Annotated in this window: 14 protein-coding genes; 9 read left to right on the top strand and 5 right to left on the bottom strand. The window is 67.5% G+C overall.

Annotated features, from left to right (window positions below):
- Positions 1-45: 45 nt before the first annotated feature.
- Positions 46-987 (bottom strand): DMT family transporter, encoded by a 942-nt coding sequence (locus WS46_RS24240; RefSeq protein ID WP_059692001.1) that lies wholly within the window; start codon positions 985-987, stop codon positions 46-48.
- A gap of 159 nt (positions 988-1,146) precedes the next feature.
- On the opposite strand from WS46_RS24240, the gene dapC reads away from it, so the two are divergent.
- From dapC to cls, 6 genes are all read left to right on the top strand, one after another.
- A complete protein-coding gene (gene dapC / locus WS46_RS24245; protein WP_059529303.1) occupies positions 1,147-2,379 on the top strand; it encodes a succinyldiaminopimelate transaminase in 1,233 nt (410 codons plus the stop codon).
- Positions 2,380-2,424: 45 nt separating this feature from the next.
- Entirely contained in the window at positions 2,425-3,252 is an 828-nt protein-coding gene (gene dapD, locus WS46_RS24250) for a 2,3,4,5-tetrahydropyridine-2,6-dicarboxylate N-succinyltransferase (RefSeq protein WP_006478479.1), read from the top strand.
- Complete coding sequence (locus WS46_RS24255; protein ID WP_044847939.1) at positions 3,252-3,620, top strand: ArsC family reductase; 369 nt, start codon at positions 3,252-3,254, stop codon at positions 3,618-3,620. The genes dapD and WS46_RS24255 overlap by 1 nt, the downstream gene beginning before the upstream one ends.
- Positions 3,621-3,708: 88 nt before the next feature.
- Positions 3,709-4,848, top strand: a complete 1,140-nt coding sequence (gene dapE / locus WS46_RS24260) for a succinyl-diaminopimelate desuccinylase (RefSeq protein ID WP_059529300.1) — start codon at positions 3,709-3,711, stop codon at positions 4,846-4,848.
- Between the two features lie 11 nt (positions 4,849-4,859).
- Positions 4,860-5,768 carry a 50S ribosomal protein L3 N(5)-glutamine methyltransferase gene (prmB, locus tag WS46_RS24265; RefSeq protein ID WP_059692002.1) on the top strand — a complete coding sequence of 303 codons (909 nt, stop codon included), beginning with the start codon at positions 4,860-4,862 and terminating at the stop codon, positions 5,766-5,768.
- A gap of 113 nt (positions 5,769-5,881) precedes the next feature.
- Entirely contained in the window at positions 5,882-7,321 is a 1,440-nt protein-coding gene (gene cls / locus WS46_RS24270) for a cardiolipin synthase (protein WP_059692003.1), read from the top strand.
- A gap of 120 nt (positions 7,322-7,441) precedes the next feature.
- On the opposite strand, the gene WS46_RS24275 is transcribed toward cls, so the two are convergent.
- Complete coding sequence (locus WS46_RS24275; RefSeq protein ID WP_059529292.1) at positions 7,442-7,921, bottom strand: glutathione peroxidase; 480 nt, start codon at positions 7,919-7,921, stop codon at positions 7,442-7,444.
- A 136-nt stretch (positions 7,922-8,057) separates the two neighbouring features.
- On the opposite strand from WS46_RS24275, the gene WS46_RS24280 reads away from it, so the two are divergent.
- Positions 8,058-9,989, top strand: a complete 1,932-nt coding sequence (locus WS46_RS24280; protein WP_059692004.1) for an ATP-binding cassette domain-containing protein — start codon at positions 8,058-8,060, stop codon at positions 9,987-9,989.
- A gap of 176 nt (positions 9,990-10,165) precedes the next feature.
- Here WS46_RS24280 and WS46_RS24285 read toward each other — a convergent pair whose 3' ends face one another.
- The 3 genes from WS46_RS24285 to alr all read right to left on the bottom strand — a co-directional run bounded on the left by WS46_RS24285 (position 10,166) and on the right by alr (position 13,039).
- Positions 10,166-10,432 carry a DUF2866 domain-containing protein gene (locus tag WS46_RS24285; protein ID WP_059529286.1) on the bottom strand — a complete coding sequence of 89 codons (267 nt, stop codon included), beginning with the start codon at positions 10,430-10,432 and terminating at the stop codon, positions 10,166-10,168.
- 148 nt (positions 10,433-10,580) lie between these two features.
- Entirely contained in the window at positions 10,581-11,957 is a 1,377-nt protein-coding gene (gene radA / locus WS46_RS24290; protein ID WP_044847946.1) for a DNA repair protein RadA, read from the bottom strand.
- An 11-nt stretch (positions 11,958-11,968) separates the two neighbouring features.
- Positions 11,969-13,039 carry an alanine racemase gene (gene alr / locus WS46_RS24295; protein WP_059529283.1) on the bottom strand — a complete coding sequence of 357 codons (1,071 nt, stop codon included), beginning with the start codon at positions 13,037-13,039 and terminating at the stop codon, positions 11,969-11,971.
- A gap of 218 nt (positions 13,040-13,257) precedes the next feature.
- On the opposite strand from alr, the gene lplT reads away from it, so the two are divergent.
- Together lplT and thiD are read left to right on the top strand one after the other, a co-directional pair.
- Entirely contained in the window at positions 13,258-14,565 is a 1,308-nt protein-coding gene (lplT, locus tag WS46_RS24300; RefSeq protein WP_059529280.1) for a lysophospholipid transporter LplT, read from the top strand.
- Positions 14,566-14,623: 58 nt separating this feature from the next.
- Positions 14,624-15,433 carry a bifunctional hydroxymethylpyrimidine kinase/phosphomethylpyrimidine kinase gene (thiD, locus tag WS46_RS24305; protein ID WP_059692005.1) on the top strand — a complete coding sequence of 270 codons (810 nt, stop codon included), beginning with the start codon at positions 14,624-14,626 and terminating at the stop codon, positions 15,431-15,433.
- Positions 15,434-15,437: the final 4 nt, after the last annotated feature.

The following is a 15,437-nucleotide window of genomic DNA, read 5'->3' on the forward strand; positions in this document are numbered from 1 at the left end:
GCGGGGCCGCGCGCATCCAGCGTTGGGCCCCGCAAACGGCTTCCATCATACCATCGCGCGTGCGCCGTCCCGCCCGTCGCCGGGTTTGCCCGATGCCGGCGCGGCACGATGGACCCGGCTCGACAGCAGCGTCGCCAGCACGATGCATGCGCCGCCCGCCCATTCGCGCGCCGTCGGCAGTTCGTTCGCGAACACCCACGCGGACAGCGCGGTGATCACGATCTCGAACAGCATGATGATCGACGCGCGATTCGCCGGCACGCGCGCGAGGCCATATTGCACGAGCAGGTTGTTCGCCGCCATCGTCACGCCGATCGCGGCGACGATCAGCGCGGCGACGCCGAGCTGGCCGGCCGCCGGCGTGGCCGGCAGCCCCTCGAACAGCGATGCGATCGCGCCGAACACCGCCGCGCCGCCGAACAGCGTCGCCGTGCGCATTTCGGCGCGCATGTCCGGCAGCTCGCGGCTCGCCTTGATCACGAGCACGTTGCTCATCGCGAAACTCAGGCCGGCCGCGAGCCCCGCCCATTCCGCCGGATTGGCCGGCAGCGGCATGCCGAGCTTCGGCGACCACAGCATCAGCATCGCGCCGCCGATCGACAGCGCCGCAAGCCCCACGCCGGCCCAGGTCAGCCGCTCGCGCAGCAGGAAATGCGCGTAGATCGCGGTCCAGGCAGGCGTCAGATAGAACAGCAGCATCACGCGCAGCACTTCGCCGTGGATCGTGCCCCACACGAAGCCCAGGTTCGTCACGCCCGCCGTGATCGCGATGCCCGGCAACACCCAGTGCCAGCGCAGCGTGGCGATCGTGCGGTGCCGCACGACCACCACGAACAGGAAAGCGACCGCGCTCGTCAGCGCGCTCGCCAGCGTGCCGGTGAGCCCGAGCGACGCGAGGATCCGCAGCGGATACCAGATCAGGCCCCATACCGACGCGCCGATCAGGATGGCCAGCGTCGGCAGGCTGCCGCGTACCGCGTTGTTCATTTGTTTCGATACCCTTTATTCGACCGGCCCGGCCGCCGTTCCGGCGGGCCGTGACCGCATTGCATCACGCTATAATCGTCCGTTGCGACCCGCGCGCCGTCGGCGCCCGCTCGCAGCCGTGCGGCACCCGCGCCGCCCCTTTCGCTCCAACCGGCCGCGATGGCCGCTTCGCCCGTGAACCCTCGACTCGACTCGCTCCAGCCCTATCCCTTCGAAAAGCTGCGCGCCCTGTTCAAGGACGTGACGCCCTCCGCCGGCCTGAAACCGATCAGCTTCGGCATCGGCGAGCCCAAGCACCCGACTCCGGCGCTGATCCGCGACGCCGTGGTGGCTTCGCTCGACGGCCTCGCGTCATATCCGGCCACGGCCGGCTCGGACGCGCTGCGCACGTCGATCGCGCACTGGCTGGAGCGCCGCTACGGGCTGCCGGCGATCGACCCGGCCACGCAGGTGCTGCCCGTGTCGGGGTCGCGCGAGGCGCTGTTCTCGCTCGCGCAGACGGTGATCGACGCGCGCCCGACCGCGGACGGCGAGAAGGCGATCGTACTCTGTCCGAATCCGTTCTATCAAATTTACGAAGGCGCGGCGCTCCTGGCCGGTGCCGAACCCTATTTCGCGAACAGCGACCCGGCGCGCAACTTCGCGTGCGACTACGCGGCCGTGCCCGATGAAGTCTGGGCGCGCACCCAGCTGCTGTACGTGTGTTCGCCGGGCAACCCGACGGGCGCCGTGCTGACGCTCGACGACTGGCGCGAGCTGTTCGCGCTGTCCGACCGCCACGGCTTCGTGATCGCATCCGACGAGTGCTATTCGGAGATCTACTTCGACGAAGCGGCGCCGCCGCTCGGCGGCCTCGAGGCCGCGCACCGCCTCGGTCGCGGCTTCGAGCGGCTCGTGATGCTGTCGAGCCTGTCGAAGCGCTCGAACGTGCCGGGCATGCGCTCGGGCTTCGTCGCCGGCGACGCCGCGCTGCTGAAGAAATTCCTGCTCTACCGCACGTACCACGGCGCCGCGCTGTCGCCGGTCTGGCAACACGCGAGCATCGCCGCGTGGAACGACGAGGCGCACGTGCGCGAGAACCGCGCGCTGTACCTGCAGAAGTTCAGCACGGTCACGCCGATGCTGGCCGACGTGATCGACGTGAAGCTGCCCGACGCCGCGTTCTACCTGTGGGCCAATGTCGCGCGCACCGGCCTGTCGGATACCGAGTTCGCCCGCCGCCTGTACGCCGACTATAATGTGACGGTTCTGCCCGGCTCGTACCTGGCGCGCGATGCGCACGGCACGAATCCGGGCCGCGATTTCATCCGGATCGCGCTCGTCGCGGGCACCCCCGAATGCGTCGAGGGCGCGCAACGCATCGTCGATTTCTGCCGGGCTCTCGCGCGGTAGGACGTCCATCCCGATCAATTCCATTCATCTCCTGCGAAAACGAACATGTCGCAACAACTTCAGCAAATCATCGATACCGCCTGGGAAAACCGCGCCGAGCTGTCGCCGAAGGCCGCGCCCGCCGACGTCCGCGAAGCCGTCGCTCACGCGATCGAGCAACTCGACAAGGGTGCACTGCGCGTCGCCGAGAAGATCGACGGCAACTGGACCGTGCACCAGTGGCTGAAGAAGGCCGTGCTGCTGTCGTTCCGCCTGGAGGACAACGCACCGATGCCGGCCGGCGGCTACTCGCAGTTCTACGACAAGGTGCCGTCGAAGTTCGCGAACTACACGGCCGAAGACTTCGCCGCGGGCGGCTTCCGCGTCGTGCCGCCGGCCATCGCGCGCCGCGGCTCGTTCATCGCGAAGAACGTCGTGCTGATGCCGTCGTACACCAACATCGGCGCATACGTCGACGAAGGCACGATGGTCGACACGTGGGCCACGGTCGGCTCGTGCGCGCAGATCGGCAAGAACGTGCACCTGTCGGGCGGCGTCGGCATCGGCGGCGTGCTCGAGCCGCTGCAGGCGAACCCCGTCATCATCGAAGACAACTGCTTCATCGGCGCGCGCTCGGAAGTCGTCGAAGGCGTGATCGTCGAGGAGAACTCGGTGATCTCGATGGGCGTGTACCTCGGCCAGAGCACGAAGATCTACGATCGCGAAACGGGTGAAGTCAGCTACGGCCGCATCCCGGCCGGCTCGGTCGTCGTCGCCGGCAACCTGCCGTCGAAGGACGGCTCGCACAGCCTGTACTGCGCGGTGATCGTGAAGAAGGTCGACGCGAAGACCCGCGCGAAGGTCGGCCTGAACGAGCTGCTGCGAGGCGACTGATGGCCAAGCCGCGCACCGTGGTCGTCTACGGCATTCCGAACTGCGACACCGTGAAGAAGGCCCGCGTGTGGCTCGACGATCACGGCGTCGAGTTCGAGTTCCACGACTTCAAGAAGCTCGGCGTCAGCGCACCGCTCGTCGAGGACTGGCTGAAGGACGTGTCGCTCGACGCGCTCGTGAACAAGCGCGGCACGACGTGGCGCGGCCTGGACGACGCCATGAAGGCGGCCGCGGAAACGAAGTCCGGCGCGGTCGCGCTGATGATCCACAAGCCGTCGGTCATCAAGCGCCCCGTGCTCGTCGTCAACGGCCGCGTGAAATCGCTCGGTTTCGTGGCCGATCAGTACGCGGCGCTGTTTGCCGCCTAGGGCCGCCCGCGCTGCGCCCGCGCCGCGCACGACGCCCCATCGCTGCCGGCCACCGCGCCGGCATTTTTTATCGAAAGTGGTCCGAACCATGTCCGCCACCCTAGCCCTTACCGAACAGCTGATCGCCCGCGCGTCCGTCACGCCCGACGACCAGCATTGCCAGCAGATCATGACCGAGCGCCTCGCCGCGCTCGGCTTCGAATGCGAGACCATCGCGTCGCACGGCGTGACCAACCTGTGGGCCGTCAAGCGCGGCACCGACGGCCGCGACGGCAAGCTGCTCGCGTTCGCGGGCCACACCGACGTCGTGCCGACCGGCCCGCTCGAGCAGTGGACTTCGCCGCCGTTCATTCCCGCGCATCGCGACGGGAAGCTGTACGGCCGCGGTGCGGCAGACATGAAGACATCGCTCGCGGCGTTCGTCGTCGCGTCCGAGGAATTCGTCGCAGCCCACCCCGGCCATCGCGGCGCGATCGCGTTCCTGATCACGAGCGACGAGGAAGGACCGGCCACCGACGGCACCGTGAAGGTCGTCGAGCTACTCGAAGCGCGCGGCGAACGCCTCGACTACTGCATCGTCGGCGAACCGACGTCGACCGCCGAACTCGGCGACGTCGTGAAGAACGGCCGCCGTGGCTCGATGTCGGGCGAACTGATCGTCAAGGGCGTGCAGGGCCACATTGCATACCCGCACCTCGCGAAGAACCCGATCCACCTGCTCGCGCCGGCGCTCGCCGAACTCGCCGCCGAACAATGGGACGAAGGCAACGAATACTTCCCGCCGACCACCTGGCAGGTGTCGAACCTGCATGCGGGCACCGGCGCGACCAACGTGATCCCCGGCCACGCGGACCTGATGTTCAACTTCCGCTTTTCGACGGCGAGCACCGTCGAGGGCTTGCAGGCACGCGTGCATGCGATCCTCGACAAGCACGGCCTCGAGTACACGCTGAAGTGGTCGGTGAGCGGCCTGCCGTTCCTCACGCCGCGCGGCGACCTGTCGAACGCGCTCGAGAACGCGATCCGCGCCGAAACCGGCCTCACGACCGAGCTGTCGACGACGGGCGGCACGTCCGACGGGCGCTTCATCGCGCGCATCTGCCCGCAGGTGATCGAGTTCGGTCCGCCGAACGGCAGCATCCACAAGATCGACGAACACATCGACGTGCGCTTCGTCGACCCGCTGAAGAACGTGTACCGCCGCGTGCTCGAACAACTGATTGCCTGACGGAGCCTCGCATGACGACACCTTTTGCAACCGTTCGCGACCTGCTGCGCTATGCGGTCACGCGCTTCTCGAAGGCGAAGCTCGCGTTCGGCCACGGCTCGGACAACGCGTACGACGAAGCCGCCTACCTCGTGCTGCACACGCTCGACCTGCCGCTCGACACGCTCGAGCCGTTCCTCGATGCTCGCCTGCTGCCCGACGAAATCGCGGCAGTGCTCGCGGTGATCGAACGACGCGCAACCGACCGCGTGCCGGCCGCCTATCTCACGCATGAAGCGTGGATGCACGGCCACCGCTTCTACGTCGACGAGCGCGTGATCGTGCCGCGCTCGTTCATCGGCGAGCTGCTCGACGACGGCCTGCAGCCGTATGTCGCCGATCCCGAACAGGTCGGCGCGGTGCTCGAGCTGTGCACCGGCTCCGGCTGCCTCGCGATTCTCGCGGCCAGCGCGTTCCCGAATGCCGAGATCGACGCGATCGACCTGTCCGAGAAGGCGCTCGAAGTCGCCAGGATCAACGTGCACGACTATGGTCTCGACGATCGCATCACGCTGCATCACGGCGACCTCTACGCGCCGCTGCCCGCGTTCCGCGCCGAGCCCGACACGCGCTACGACGTGATCCTGACGAATCCGCCGTACGTGAACGCAACGTCGATGGCGGCCCTCCCGCCCGAATACCGGCACGAGCCGGAGATGGCGCTCGCAGGCGGCGACGACGGCATGGACATCGTGCGACGCATCATCGGGCAAGCGCACAAGTGGCTGCACGACGACGGCGTGCTCGTCGTCGAGATCGGCAACGAGCGCGAGCACGTCGAAGCCGCGTTCGGCGGCCTCGAGCTCACGTGGCTGCCCACCAGCGCGGGCGACGACGCCGTGTTCCTGATCCAGGCGTCGGACCTGCCGCGCAAGGCCTGACGGCACCCCACGACCCAACCGTGCGGTACGGCACACCGCTGTCCCGCACGGTTGGGTAAGATGCGCGTAAGCGGCTGTCGCGCCGCACGACTTCAGGAGTCCGTCACGCGCCCATGACCCTCGACTGGTTACACCTCGGCACCCTGATCCTGGCCATCCATGTGCTCGGGATCATCGCGGCGTGTCACGCGATCTTGAACACGCGCACGTCGCAAGGCGCGATCGCGTGGGCGGTATCGCTCGCCGCGATGCCATACCTGACGCTCATTCCCTATCTGTTCCTCGGCCGCAGCAAGTTCTCCGGCTACGTCGACGCGCGGCGCCACGAGATGGAAGCGCTGCGCACGCACACGCCGCGCGCGCCGTGGCCCGATGCGAACGCAACCGACGGGCCGGCCGCCGACGCGATCGGCCGGGCCGCCGTGCTCGCGCTTACGCGGCTGGGCGGAATGCCGTTCGTCGGCGGCAATGCGGTGCGCACGCTCGTGAACGGCGACGCGACCTTCTCGGCGATCCTGTCGGCGATCGACACCGCGCGCGACTACGTAATCGTCCAGTTCTTCATCGTGCGCGACGACGCGCTCGGCCAGATGCTGAGCGACGCGCTGCTCGCCCGCGCGGCGGCCGGCGTGCGCTGCTACCTGCTGTACGACAGCATCGGCAGCTTCGACCTGCCGCACAGCTACGTCGACACGCTGCGCCGCGGCGGCGTCGAGGTCCATCCGTTCGCGACCCACCGCAAGTTCGTCAACCGCTTCCAGCTCAACTTCCGCAACCATCGCAAGATCGTCGTCGTCGACGGCAATTGCGCGTTCGTCGGCGGCCTCAACGTCGGCGTCGAATATCTCGGCGCGAACCGGCGCCTGTCGCCGTGGCGCGACACCCATATCGAGATCCGCGGCCCGGTGGTGGCCAGCATTCAGTACGTGTTCGCCGAAGACTGGCACTGGGCCACGCAGACGCTGCCGGCGCTCGCCACACCGCCGGAGGCGCTGCCCGACGACGCGATGCATTGCCTCGCCGTGCCGATGGGGCCGGCCGACAAACAGGAAACCGGCTCGCTGTTCTTCGTCGAGGCGATCAACGCCGCGCGCGAACGGATCTGGATCACGACGCCGTATCTCGTACCCGACGAAGCGGTGATCGCCGCGCTGAAGCTCGCGGTGATGCGCGGCGTCGACGTGCGCATCTTGATCCCGAGCCGACGCGACCACTACGTCGTGTTCGAGGCGTCCAGGCTCTATGCGCGCGATCTCGTCGACGCGGGCGTCAAGGTGTTCCGCTACCGGCCCGGCTTCCTGCACCAGAAGGTCGTGCTGATCGACCGCGTCGCCGCCGCGATCGGCAGCGCGAATCTCGACAACCGCTCGTTCCGACTCAACTTCGAAATCATGGTGCTCACCGTCGATCGCACGTTCGCCGACGAGGTCGAGGCCATGCTCGACGCCGATTTCGCACAGGCCTACGAAGTCGATGCGAACGAGTATCGGCACTCGCCCGCGTGGCGACGCATCGCGATGCACGTCGCGCGCCTGTTCGCGCCAATCCTGTAGCGGCCGCGCGAGCGCCGGACGTGCGCCGCTCGAATGACGGCACACGCTTTCGCGGGATTCGGCTCGGCGCCGCGGCCACTGCCCGCTCGGTCCGAACGGCCCGCCCGCCGCTTCTCGAGGTTACAACAGCTTGTCGATATCCGCGGCGATGTCCTCGGGCTTCGTCGACGGCGCATAGCGCTTGACGATCCGCCCGTCACGGTCGATCAGGAATTTCGTGAAATTCCACTTGATCGCCTTGAGGCCGAGGATGCCGGGCGCCTCGTCGGTCAGATAGCGGTACAACGGATGCGCGTGGTCGCCCTTCACATCGATCTTCGCGAACATCGGGAACGTGACGCCGTAGTTGCGCTCGCAGAACGCGCCGATCTGCGCGGCGTCGCCCGGCTCCTGCTTGCCGAACTGGTTGCACGGGAAGCCGAGCACGAAGAAACCGCGCGCCGCGTACTGGTCGTACAGCTTCTGCAGGCCCGCATACTGCGGCGTGAAACCGCACTCGCTCGCGGTATTGACGATCAGCAGCACCTTGCCGCGGTACGCATCGAGCGACGCCGGCTCACCGGCAAGCGTCTCTGCGCTGAACGAATACAGGGTGGACATCGGGCACTCCTTTTACGAAACCGGATCGAGGTGGAGTCTAGGCCAAATCGCGCCGTTGCGGCATCTGCCGAACGGCCGATATCCGGGGCGACGCGCGCGCAGTCTAGAATAGCGGTTTTGGCCAGTCATTCCCGCCGTGATCCGTTTCAATCAGTTCAGCCTTGCGCGCGGCACCAAGCCGCTGTTCGAGTCGGCCTCGTTCGTGCTCAATCCCGGCGAAAAGGCCGGCCTGATCGGCGCGAACGGCGCCGGCAAATCGACGCTGTTCTCGGTCCTGCGTGGCGAGCTGCATTCCGACGCCGGCGATTTCGCGATGCCGCCGTCGTGGCGGATCGCCCACGTGTCGCAGGAAACGCCCGCCGTCGACCGCTCGGCGCTCGACTACACGCTCGACGGCGACACCGCGCTGCGCGAGATCGAAGCGCGCATCGCCGCCGCCTCGGCCGCGCATGACGGCGCGGCCGAGGCCGACGCACATGCGGCCTTCGCCGACGCCGACGGCTATACCGCGCCGGCGCGCGCCGAAGCACTGCTGCTCGGCCTCGGCTTCACGCTCGCGCAGACGCGCGAATCGGTCGCCAGCTTCTCCGGCGGCTGGCGCATGCGGCTGAACCTCGCGCAGGCGCTGATGTGCCGCTCCGACCTGCTGCTGCTCGACGAACCGACCAACCACCTCGACCTCGACGCGATCGTCTGGCTCGAGGACTGGCTGCACCGCTACCCCGGCACGCTCGTCGTGATCTCGCACGACCGCGAATTCCTCGACTCGATCTGCAACGTCACGCTGCATCTGGAAAATCGCCAGGTGAAGCGCTACGGCGGCAATTATTCGCAATTCGAAGTGCTGCGCGCGCAACAACTGGCGCTGCAGCAAAGCGCATACGAAAAGCAGCAGAAGACGATCGAGCACCTGCAGAGCTTCGTCGACCGCTTCAAGGCCAAGGCGACCAAGGCCAAGCAGGCGCAAAGCCGGATGAAGGCGCTCGAGAAGATGGAGCTGATCGCGCCCGCGCACATCGCATCGCCGTTCACCTTCGAGTTCCGCACGCCCGATGCCGCGCCGAATCCGATGATGGTGATGGAGGACGTCCGCTGCGGCTACCACGCCGACGACGGCACGGACATCCCGATCGTCGAACGCGTGGCGCTGTCGATCCAGAACGGCCAGCGCATCGGCCTGCTCGGCGCGAACGGCCAGGGCAAGTCGACGCTGATCAAGACGCTGGCCGGCACGCTCGCGCCGCTGTCGGGCCACGTGCGCGACGGCAAGGGGCTGACGATCGGCTATTTCGCGCAGCACCAGCTCGAAACGCTGCGCGAGGACGATTCGCCGCTCGCGCATCTCGCCCGGCTCGCCCCCGATACGCGCGAGCAGGAACTGCGCGATTTCCTCGGCGGCTTCAATTTCTCGGGCGACATGGCGACGAGCCCGGTCGGCCCGTTCTCGGGTGGCGAGAAAGCGCGGCTCGCGCTCGCGCTGATCATCTGGCAGAAGCCGAACCTGCTGCTGCTCGACGAGCCGACCAACCACCTCGACCTCGAAACGCGTCACGCGCTGACGATGGCGCTCGCGCAGTTCGAAGGCACGCTGATCCTCGTCTCGCACGACCGCCACCTGCTTCGCGCGACCACCGACCAGTTCATGCTCGTCGCGAAACACCGTCTGCAGCCGTTCGACGGCGATCTCGACGATTACCGCGACTGGCTGCTGCAGCATGCGGCCGAGCAGCGCGCGGCCGCGAAGGCCGACAGCGCGGCTGCAGCGGGTGTGGATCCGGGCGTCAATCGCAAGGATCAGAAACGTCAGGCGGCCGAGGAGCGCCAGCGGCTGTCGCAGCTGAAGAAGCCGCTGCAGAACCGCATCACGAAGCTCGAAAAGGAAATGGAAACATTGCACGCGGAGAAGGCGCGCCTCGACGCGTTCGTCGCCGATCCGGCGAGCTACGAGGCGGCGCGCAAGACGGAACTGACCGACGCGATCCGCACGCTCGGTGAGGTCAATACCCGGCTCGAAACGGTCGAGGCGGACTGGCTCGCCGTGCAGGAAGAGCTCGAGCAGATCGGCTGACCACGGCCCGGGCGCCGTCGGCCGATCGCTTCATCGGCCACGCGCGGCATCCCCGGGATGCGTCAACGCCCAACGCACCCGCCCGGAAACGACAAGGCCGGGCACCAGGCCCGGCCTCTTCGTCATTGTCGCGTTCGCCGTTGTCGCGTCGGCCGTTCGTCGGCCCCGCCGGCCGCTCAACGCCGCGGCAACGTATCGCGCGGCATCTGCTCGTCGTCGTCCATCAGATGACGCCGCCCTTCGGTCGGCCGGCGGATCGCCGCAGCAACCTCCGCTTCCGTCACGTCCTCGGACACGACCCGGCGCGCGATGCGCCCTTCGTCGTCGATCCACTCGACAATCCGGCATCCACCGCCCCACGGCTGAACGATCGGCTCCGACACGCGGCAGCCGCGCAGGTTGTAACTGCGTCCGCCCGGCGTTTCCCCATACTGTTTGAACATAGGTTCCCTTCGCATTGCGCGGTTCGACAATCCGGCAAAGGATAGGGAAAAGCGATGTCCGGCGGGTTACATCAGCCTACATATTCTTTACAACGAATTACGCGACAGATCGCGGCGGGCCGGCACGCGCGGGTGCCGGCCACCACGGTCATTCGAGATCGCGCACGCGGTCGATCGCCTGCTCGATCCGCTCGACGGCCATCACGTTCAGCCCTTCGATCGGCTGTTTCGGCGCATTCGCCTTCGGGATCAGCGCCGCGGTGAAACCAAGCTTCGCCGCCTCGCGCAGCCGTTCCTGGCCGCGCGGCGACGGCCGGATCTCGCCCGCCAGCCCCACTTCGCCGAATACGATCAGACCCTTCGGCAGCGCCTTGTTGCGCATCGACGAATGGATCGCGAGCAGCACCGCGAGGTCGGCGGCCGGTTCGGTGATCTTCACGCCGCCCACCGCGTTCAGAAACACGTCCTGATCGAAACACGCGATGCCCGCATGCCGGTGCAGCACCGCGAGCAGCATCGCGAGCCGGTTCTGCTCGAGGCCAACCGCGAGCCGGCGCGGGTTCGGCACGTGGGCCGTATCGACGAGCGCCTGGATTTCGACGAGCAGCGGGCGTGTGCCCTCCTGCGTGACGAGCACGCAGGAACCCGGCACGACCTGCTCGTGCTGCGACAGGAACAGCGCGGACGGATTCGCGACACCGCGCAGCCCGCGCTCGGTCATCGCGAACACGCCGAGTTCGTTGACCGCGCCGAAGCGGTTCTTGAACGCGCGCACGAGCCGGAACGACGAATGGGTGTCGCCTTCGAAGTACAGCACCGTGTCGACGATGTGCTCGAGCACGCGCGGGCCGGCGAGGTTGCCCTCCTTCGTCACGTGCCCGACCATGATGATCGCGGTGCCGGACTGTTTCGCGATGCGCGTGAGCTGCGCCGCGCACTCGCGCACCTGGGCCACCGAACCGGGCGCCGACGTCAGCGCTTCGGAATAGACGGTCTGGATCGAGTCGATGACGGCGACGTCCGGCCGTTCCGCATCGATCGCGGCCTGGATCTTCTCGAGCTGGATTTCGGCGAGCAGCTTCAGCTCGGCCGCCGGTGCGCCCCCGTCGAGCAGCGCGAGCCGTTGCGCGCGCAACGCGATCTGCGCGGCCGATTCCTCGCCGCTGATATAGAGTGCACGACGCTCGCTGGCGATGTCCGCGAGCGACTGCAGCAACAGCGTCGACTTGCCGATGCCCGGATCGCCGCCGATCAGCACGACGCCGCCCGGCACCAGCCCGCCGCCCAGCACGCGGTCGAATTCGCCGATGCCGGTGGAGAAGCGCGGCACGTCGGCCGCCTCGATGTCGACGAGCCGCTGCACGGGCGCCCGCTTCGCGAGCGACTGGAAGCGATGGGCGGCCGGCGACTCGGCGACCGATTCGACGAGCGTGTTCCAGGCCTGGCACGACGGGCATTGCCCCTGCCACTTCGGGGTTTGTCCGCCGCACTCGCTGCAGACGTAGACGGTTTTCTGTTTTGCCACGCGTGCTGCCCTTATTCCGCGCGCACCGGCACGCGGCCGGCGACCGCGCACATCAGTTCATAGCCGATGGTCCCGCAATGGCGCGCGACGTCGTCGATCGGCAGCGCGTCGCCCCACAGCTCGACCCGCGCGCCGACGCCGGCCTGCGGGCACGGCGTCAGGTCGACGGTAATCATGTCCATCGACACGCGGCCGACGATCCGCGTGCGGATGCCGTCGACGATCACCGGCGTGCCTTCGGGCGCGACGCGCGGATAGCCGTCCGCGTAGCCGCACGCGACGACGCCGATGCGCATCTGCGCCTGCGCGGAGAACGTCGAGCCGTAGCCGATCGCCTGCCCCTTCGCGATCGTCTGCACGGCGATCAGCTCGGACGCGAGCGTCATCGCGGGCTTCAGGCCCGTGTCGGCGATGTCGGCCGACAGCCCCGACGGCGACGCGCCGTACAGCACGATCCCCGGGCGCACCCAGTCGAAGTGCGTATCCGGATGCCACAGCACGGCCGCCGAATTCGCGAGACTGCGCGCACCGGCAATGTTTTCCGCACCGCGCTCGAACGTCGCGAGCTGCTCGGCCACACCGCGCTCGTTGTCCGCGTCCGAAAAATGGGTCATCAACGTAATCTGGCCGATGCCGGGGCACGCGCGGGCGCGCTCCCACGCGGCGCGGTATTTCTCCGGCACGTAGCCGAGCCGGTTCATCCCGCTGTTCATCTTGAGGTGCACGTTGACGGGCTTCGACAACCGCGCCGTCTCCAGCATCCGCATCTGTTCGTCGTTGTGGACGGTGGTCGTGAGGCTGTAGCGGTCGATCACATCGATGTCGGTCGAGCGGAAGAACCCTTCGAGCAGCAGGATCGGGCCGGCCCAGCCGAGCTCGCGCAGCTTCACGGCCTCGTCGAGGTCGAGCAGGCCGAAGCCGTCGGTGCCGCGCAGGCCGGGAAACACGCGCGCGAGACCGTGGCCGTACGCGTTGGCCTTGACGACCGCCCAGACCTTGGACGGGCCGGCAAATCGGCGGACGACGGAGAGATTGTTCGCGAGAGCGGCGGTATGGATGGTGGCGGAGATCGGGCGCGGCATGGGAAATTTACGTAAAGACGCTTGCGAATCATCAGCTTACCGTGCCTTTTGAGCACCGAAGCCGACAATTTGCGGAACGATCGGGGAATCTTGCTAGTCCGAATTGCCGTATTTTCGTGTTATAAAGCCGTGCGCACAACCCATTTCGAACGGAATAAGCCGATCGCATACCAGGCGGCCTACGCGGCCCTGCCGCAGCGACGAAAGCATCGCATCAGATGAAAAAAGGTTTTTACACCATCATGGCCGCGCAGTTTTTCTCGTCGTTGGCCGACAATGCGCTTCTCATCGCCGCCATCGCCCTGCTGAAAGACCTCCACGCCCCCAACTGGATGACACCGCTGCTCAAGCTGTTCTTCGTGTTGTCCTACGTGGTGCTGGCGGCGTATGTCGGTGCGTTCGCCGACTCGCGCCCGAAGGGCCGCGTGATGTTCATCACCAACTCGATCAAGGTGGTCGGCTGCCTGATCATGCTGTTCGGTGCTCATCCGCTGATCGCATACGGGATCGTCGGCTTCGGCGCCGCGGCCTACTCGCCCGCGAAATACGGCATTCTGACCGAGCTGCTGCCGGCCGACAGGCTCGTCGCCGCGAACGGCTGGATCGAAGGCACGACCGTCAGCTCGATCATCCTCGGCACCGTGCTCGGTGGCGCGCTGATCAGCCCGCACATCGCGTCGCACGTGATCGCGCACACGCCAGCCTGGATCGCCACGCCCGCCGAAGCGGCGATGGTGATCATCATGGCGATCTACGTGATCGCCGCCATCTTCAACCTGCGGATCCCCGATACGGGCGCGCGCTACCCGAAGCAGGAGCGTGGCCCGGTCAAGCTCCTCACCGACTTCGCCGACTGCTTCATGGTGCTCTGGCGCGACAAGCTCGGCCAGATCTCGCTCGCGGTCACGACGCTGTTCTGGGGCGCCGGCGCGACGCTGCAGTTCATCGTGCTGAAGTGGGCCGAAGTCTCGCTCAACATGTCGCTGTCCGAAGGCGCGATCCTGCAGGCGGTGGTCGCGGTCGGTGTCGCGGGCGGCGCGATCGCCGCCGCCGCGCGGATCCCGTTGAAGAAGTCGCTCACCGTGCTGCCCGTCGGCATCATCATGGGCATCGCGGTCATGCTGATGGCGTTCTACACGCGCGACCTGTTCCCGTCGCACTGGGCCGTGCACTTCGGCCACCTGCGCCTGCCGGCGTACCTGATCGTCGCGTACATCTTCCTGATCTGCGTCGGCGCGCTGTCCGGCTACTTCGTGGTTCCGATGAACGCACTGCTGCAACATCGCGGCCACGTGCTGCTGTCGGCCGGCCACTCGATCGCGGTGCAGAATTTCAACGAGAACCTGTCGGTGCTCGTGATGCTGTGCCTGTATGCGGTGCTGGTCTGGCTCGACGTGCCGGTCGGCGTCGTGATCGTGCTGTTCGGCACGTTCGTGTGCCTGACGATGTGGCTCGTGATGCGTCGCCACCAGGCGAACCAGCGTCAGTTCGACTCGGTCGCGCTGATCGGCGAATCGCGGCACTGACGCTACACTTCCTGTTTCCGTCCGTCGGCGCCGGTCTTCGAACCGGCGCCTTGCCATCATGACGCACCCGATACCCAACGTCCTGACGATCGCCGGCTCCGACTCGGGCGGCGGCGCGGGCATCCAGGCCGACCTCAAGACCTTCTCCGCGCTCGGCGCGTACGGCGCGAGCGTGATCACCGCGCTGACCGCGCAGAACACGCGCGGCGTGACCGGCGTGCACGCGCCGGACGCCGCGTTCGTGACCGCGCAGCTCGACGCGGTGTTCGACGACATCCGCATCGATGCGGTCAAGATCGGCATGCTCGCGAACGCGGCGATCGTGCACGCGGTGGCCGACGCGCTGCGGCGCCATGCGCCGCGCTTCGTCGTGCTCGACACGGTGATGATCTCGAAGAGCTCGCATGCGCTGCTCGCGCCCGATGCGGTCGACGCGTTGCGCGACGCGCTGCTGCCGCTCGCGACCGTCGTCACGCCGAACCTGCCCGAAGCGGCCGCCCTGCTCGGCGATGCGCCGGCGACGACCGAAGACGAGATGGTCCGGCAAGGTCAGCTGCTGCTGAAGACCGGTGCACGCGCCGTGCTGATGAAGGGCGGCCATCTGCCCGATACCGCCGCGAGCCCGGACTGGCTCGTCGATGCGGCGCATACGGTGCGGTTCGACGGCGTGCGCGTGCCGGTCAGCAACACGCACGGCACCGGCTGCACGCTGTCGTCGGCGATCGCCGCGCTGCTGCCGCAACAGCCCGATCTCGAGAGCGCGGTGCGCGAAGCGAAGGCCTATCTGACCGGCGCGATCGCCGCGAGCGGCCGGCTCGACGTCGGCCACGGCGTCGGCCCCGTCCATCACTTCCATCGCTGGTGGTAAGCGC

The sequence above is a fragment of the Burkholderia sp. RF4-BP95 genome (assembly GCF_001521985.1).
GTDB lineage: Bacteria > Pseudomonadota > Gammaproteobacteria > Burkholderiales > Burkholderiaceae > Burkholderia > Burkholderia diffusa.

Bases quoted from the DNA above. Each gene is read 5' to 3' on its own strand.
- thiD (WP_059692005.1), top strand. From the start codon at position 14,624: ATGACGCACCCGATACCCAACGTCCTGACGATCGCCGGCTCCGACTCG.
- dapE (WP_059529300.1), top strand. From the start codon at position 3,709: ATGTCCGCCACCCTAGCCCTTACCGAACAGCTGATCGCCCGCGCGTCC.
- WS46_RS24285 (WP_059529286.1), bottom strand. From the start codon at position 10,432: ATGTTCAAACAGTATGGGGAAACGCCGGGCGGACGCAGTTACAACCTG.
- dapD (WP_006478479.1), top strand. From the start codon at position 2,425: ATGTCGCAACAACTTCAGCAAATCATCGATACCGCCTGGGAAAACCGC.
- alr (WP_059529283.1), bottom strand. From the start codon at position 13,039: ATGCCGCGCCCGATCTCCGCCACCATCCATACCGCCGCTCTCGCGAAC.
- WS46_RS24240 (WP_059692001.1), bottom strand. From the start codon at position 987: ATGAACAACGCGGTACGCGGCAGCCTGCCGACGCTGGCCATCCTGATC.
- prmB (WP_059692002.1), top strand. From the start codon at position 4,860: ATGACGACACCTTTTGCAACCGTTCGCGACCTGCTGCGCTATGCGGTC.
- dapC (WP_059529303.1), top strand. From the start codon at position 1,147: ATGGCCGCTTCGCCCGTGAACCCTCGACTCGACTCGCTCCAGCCCTAT.
- WS46_RS24275 (WP_059529292.1), bottom strand. From the start codon at position 7,921: ATGTCCACCCTGTATTCGTTCAGCGCAGAGACGCTTGCCGGTGAGCCG.
- cls (WP_059692003.1), top strand. From the start codon at position 5,882: ATGACCCTCGACTGGTTACACCTCGGCACCCTGATCCTGGCCATCCAT.
- lplT (WP_059529280.1), top strand. From the start codon at position 13,258: ATGAAAAAAGGTTTTTACACCATCATGGCCGCGCAGTTTTTCTCGTCG.
- WS46_RS24255 (WP_044847939.1), top strand. From the start codon at position 3,252: ATGGCCAAGCCGCGCACCGTGGTCGTCTACGGCATTCCGAACTGCGAC.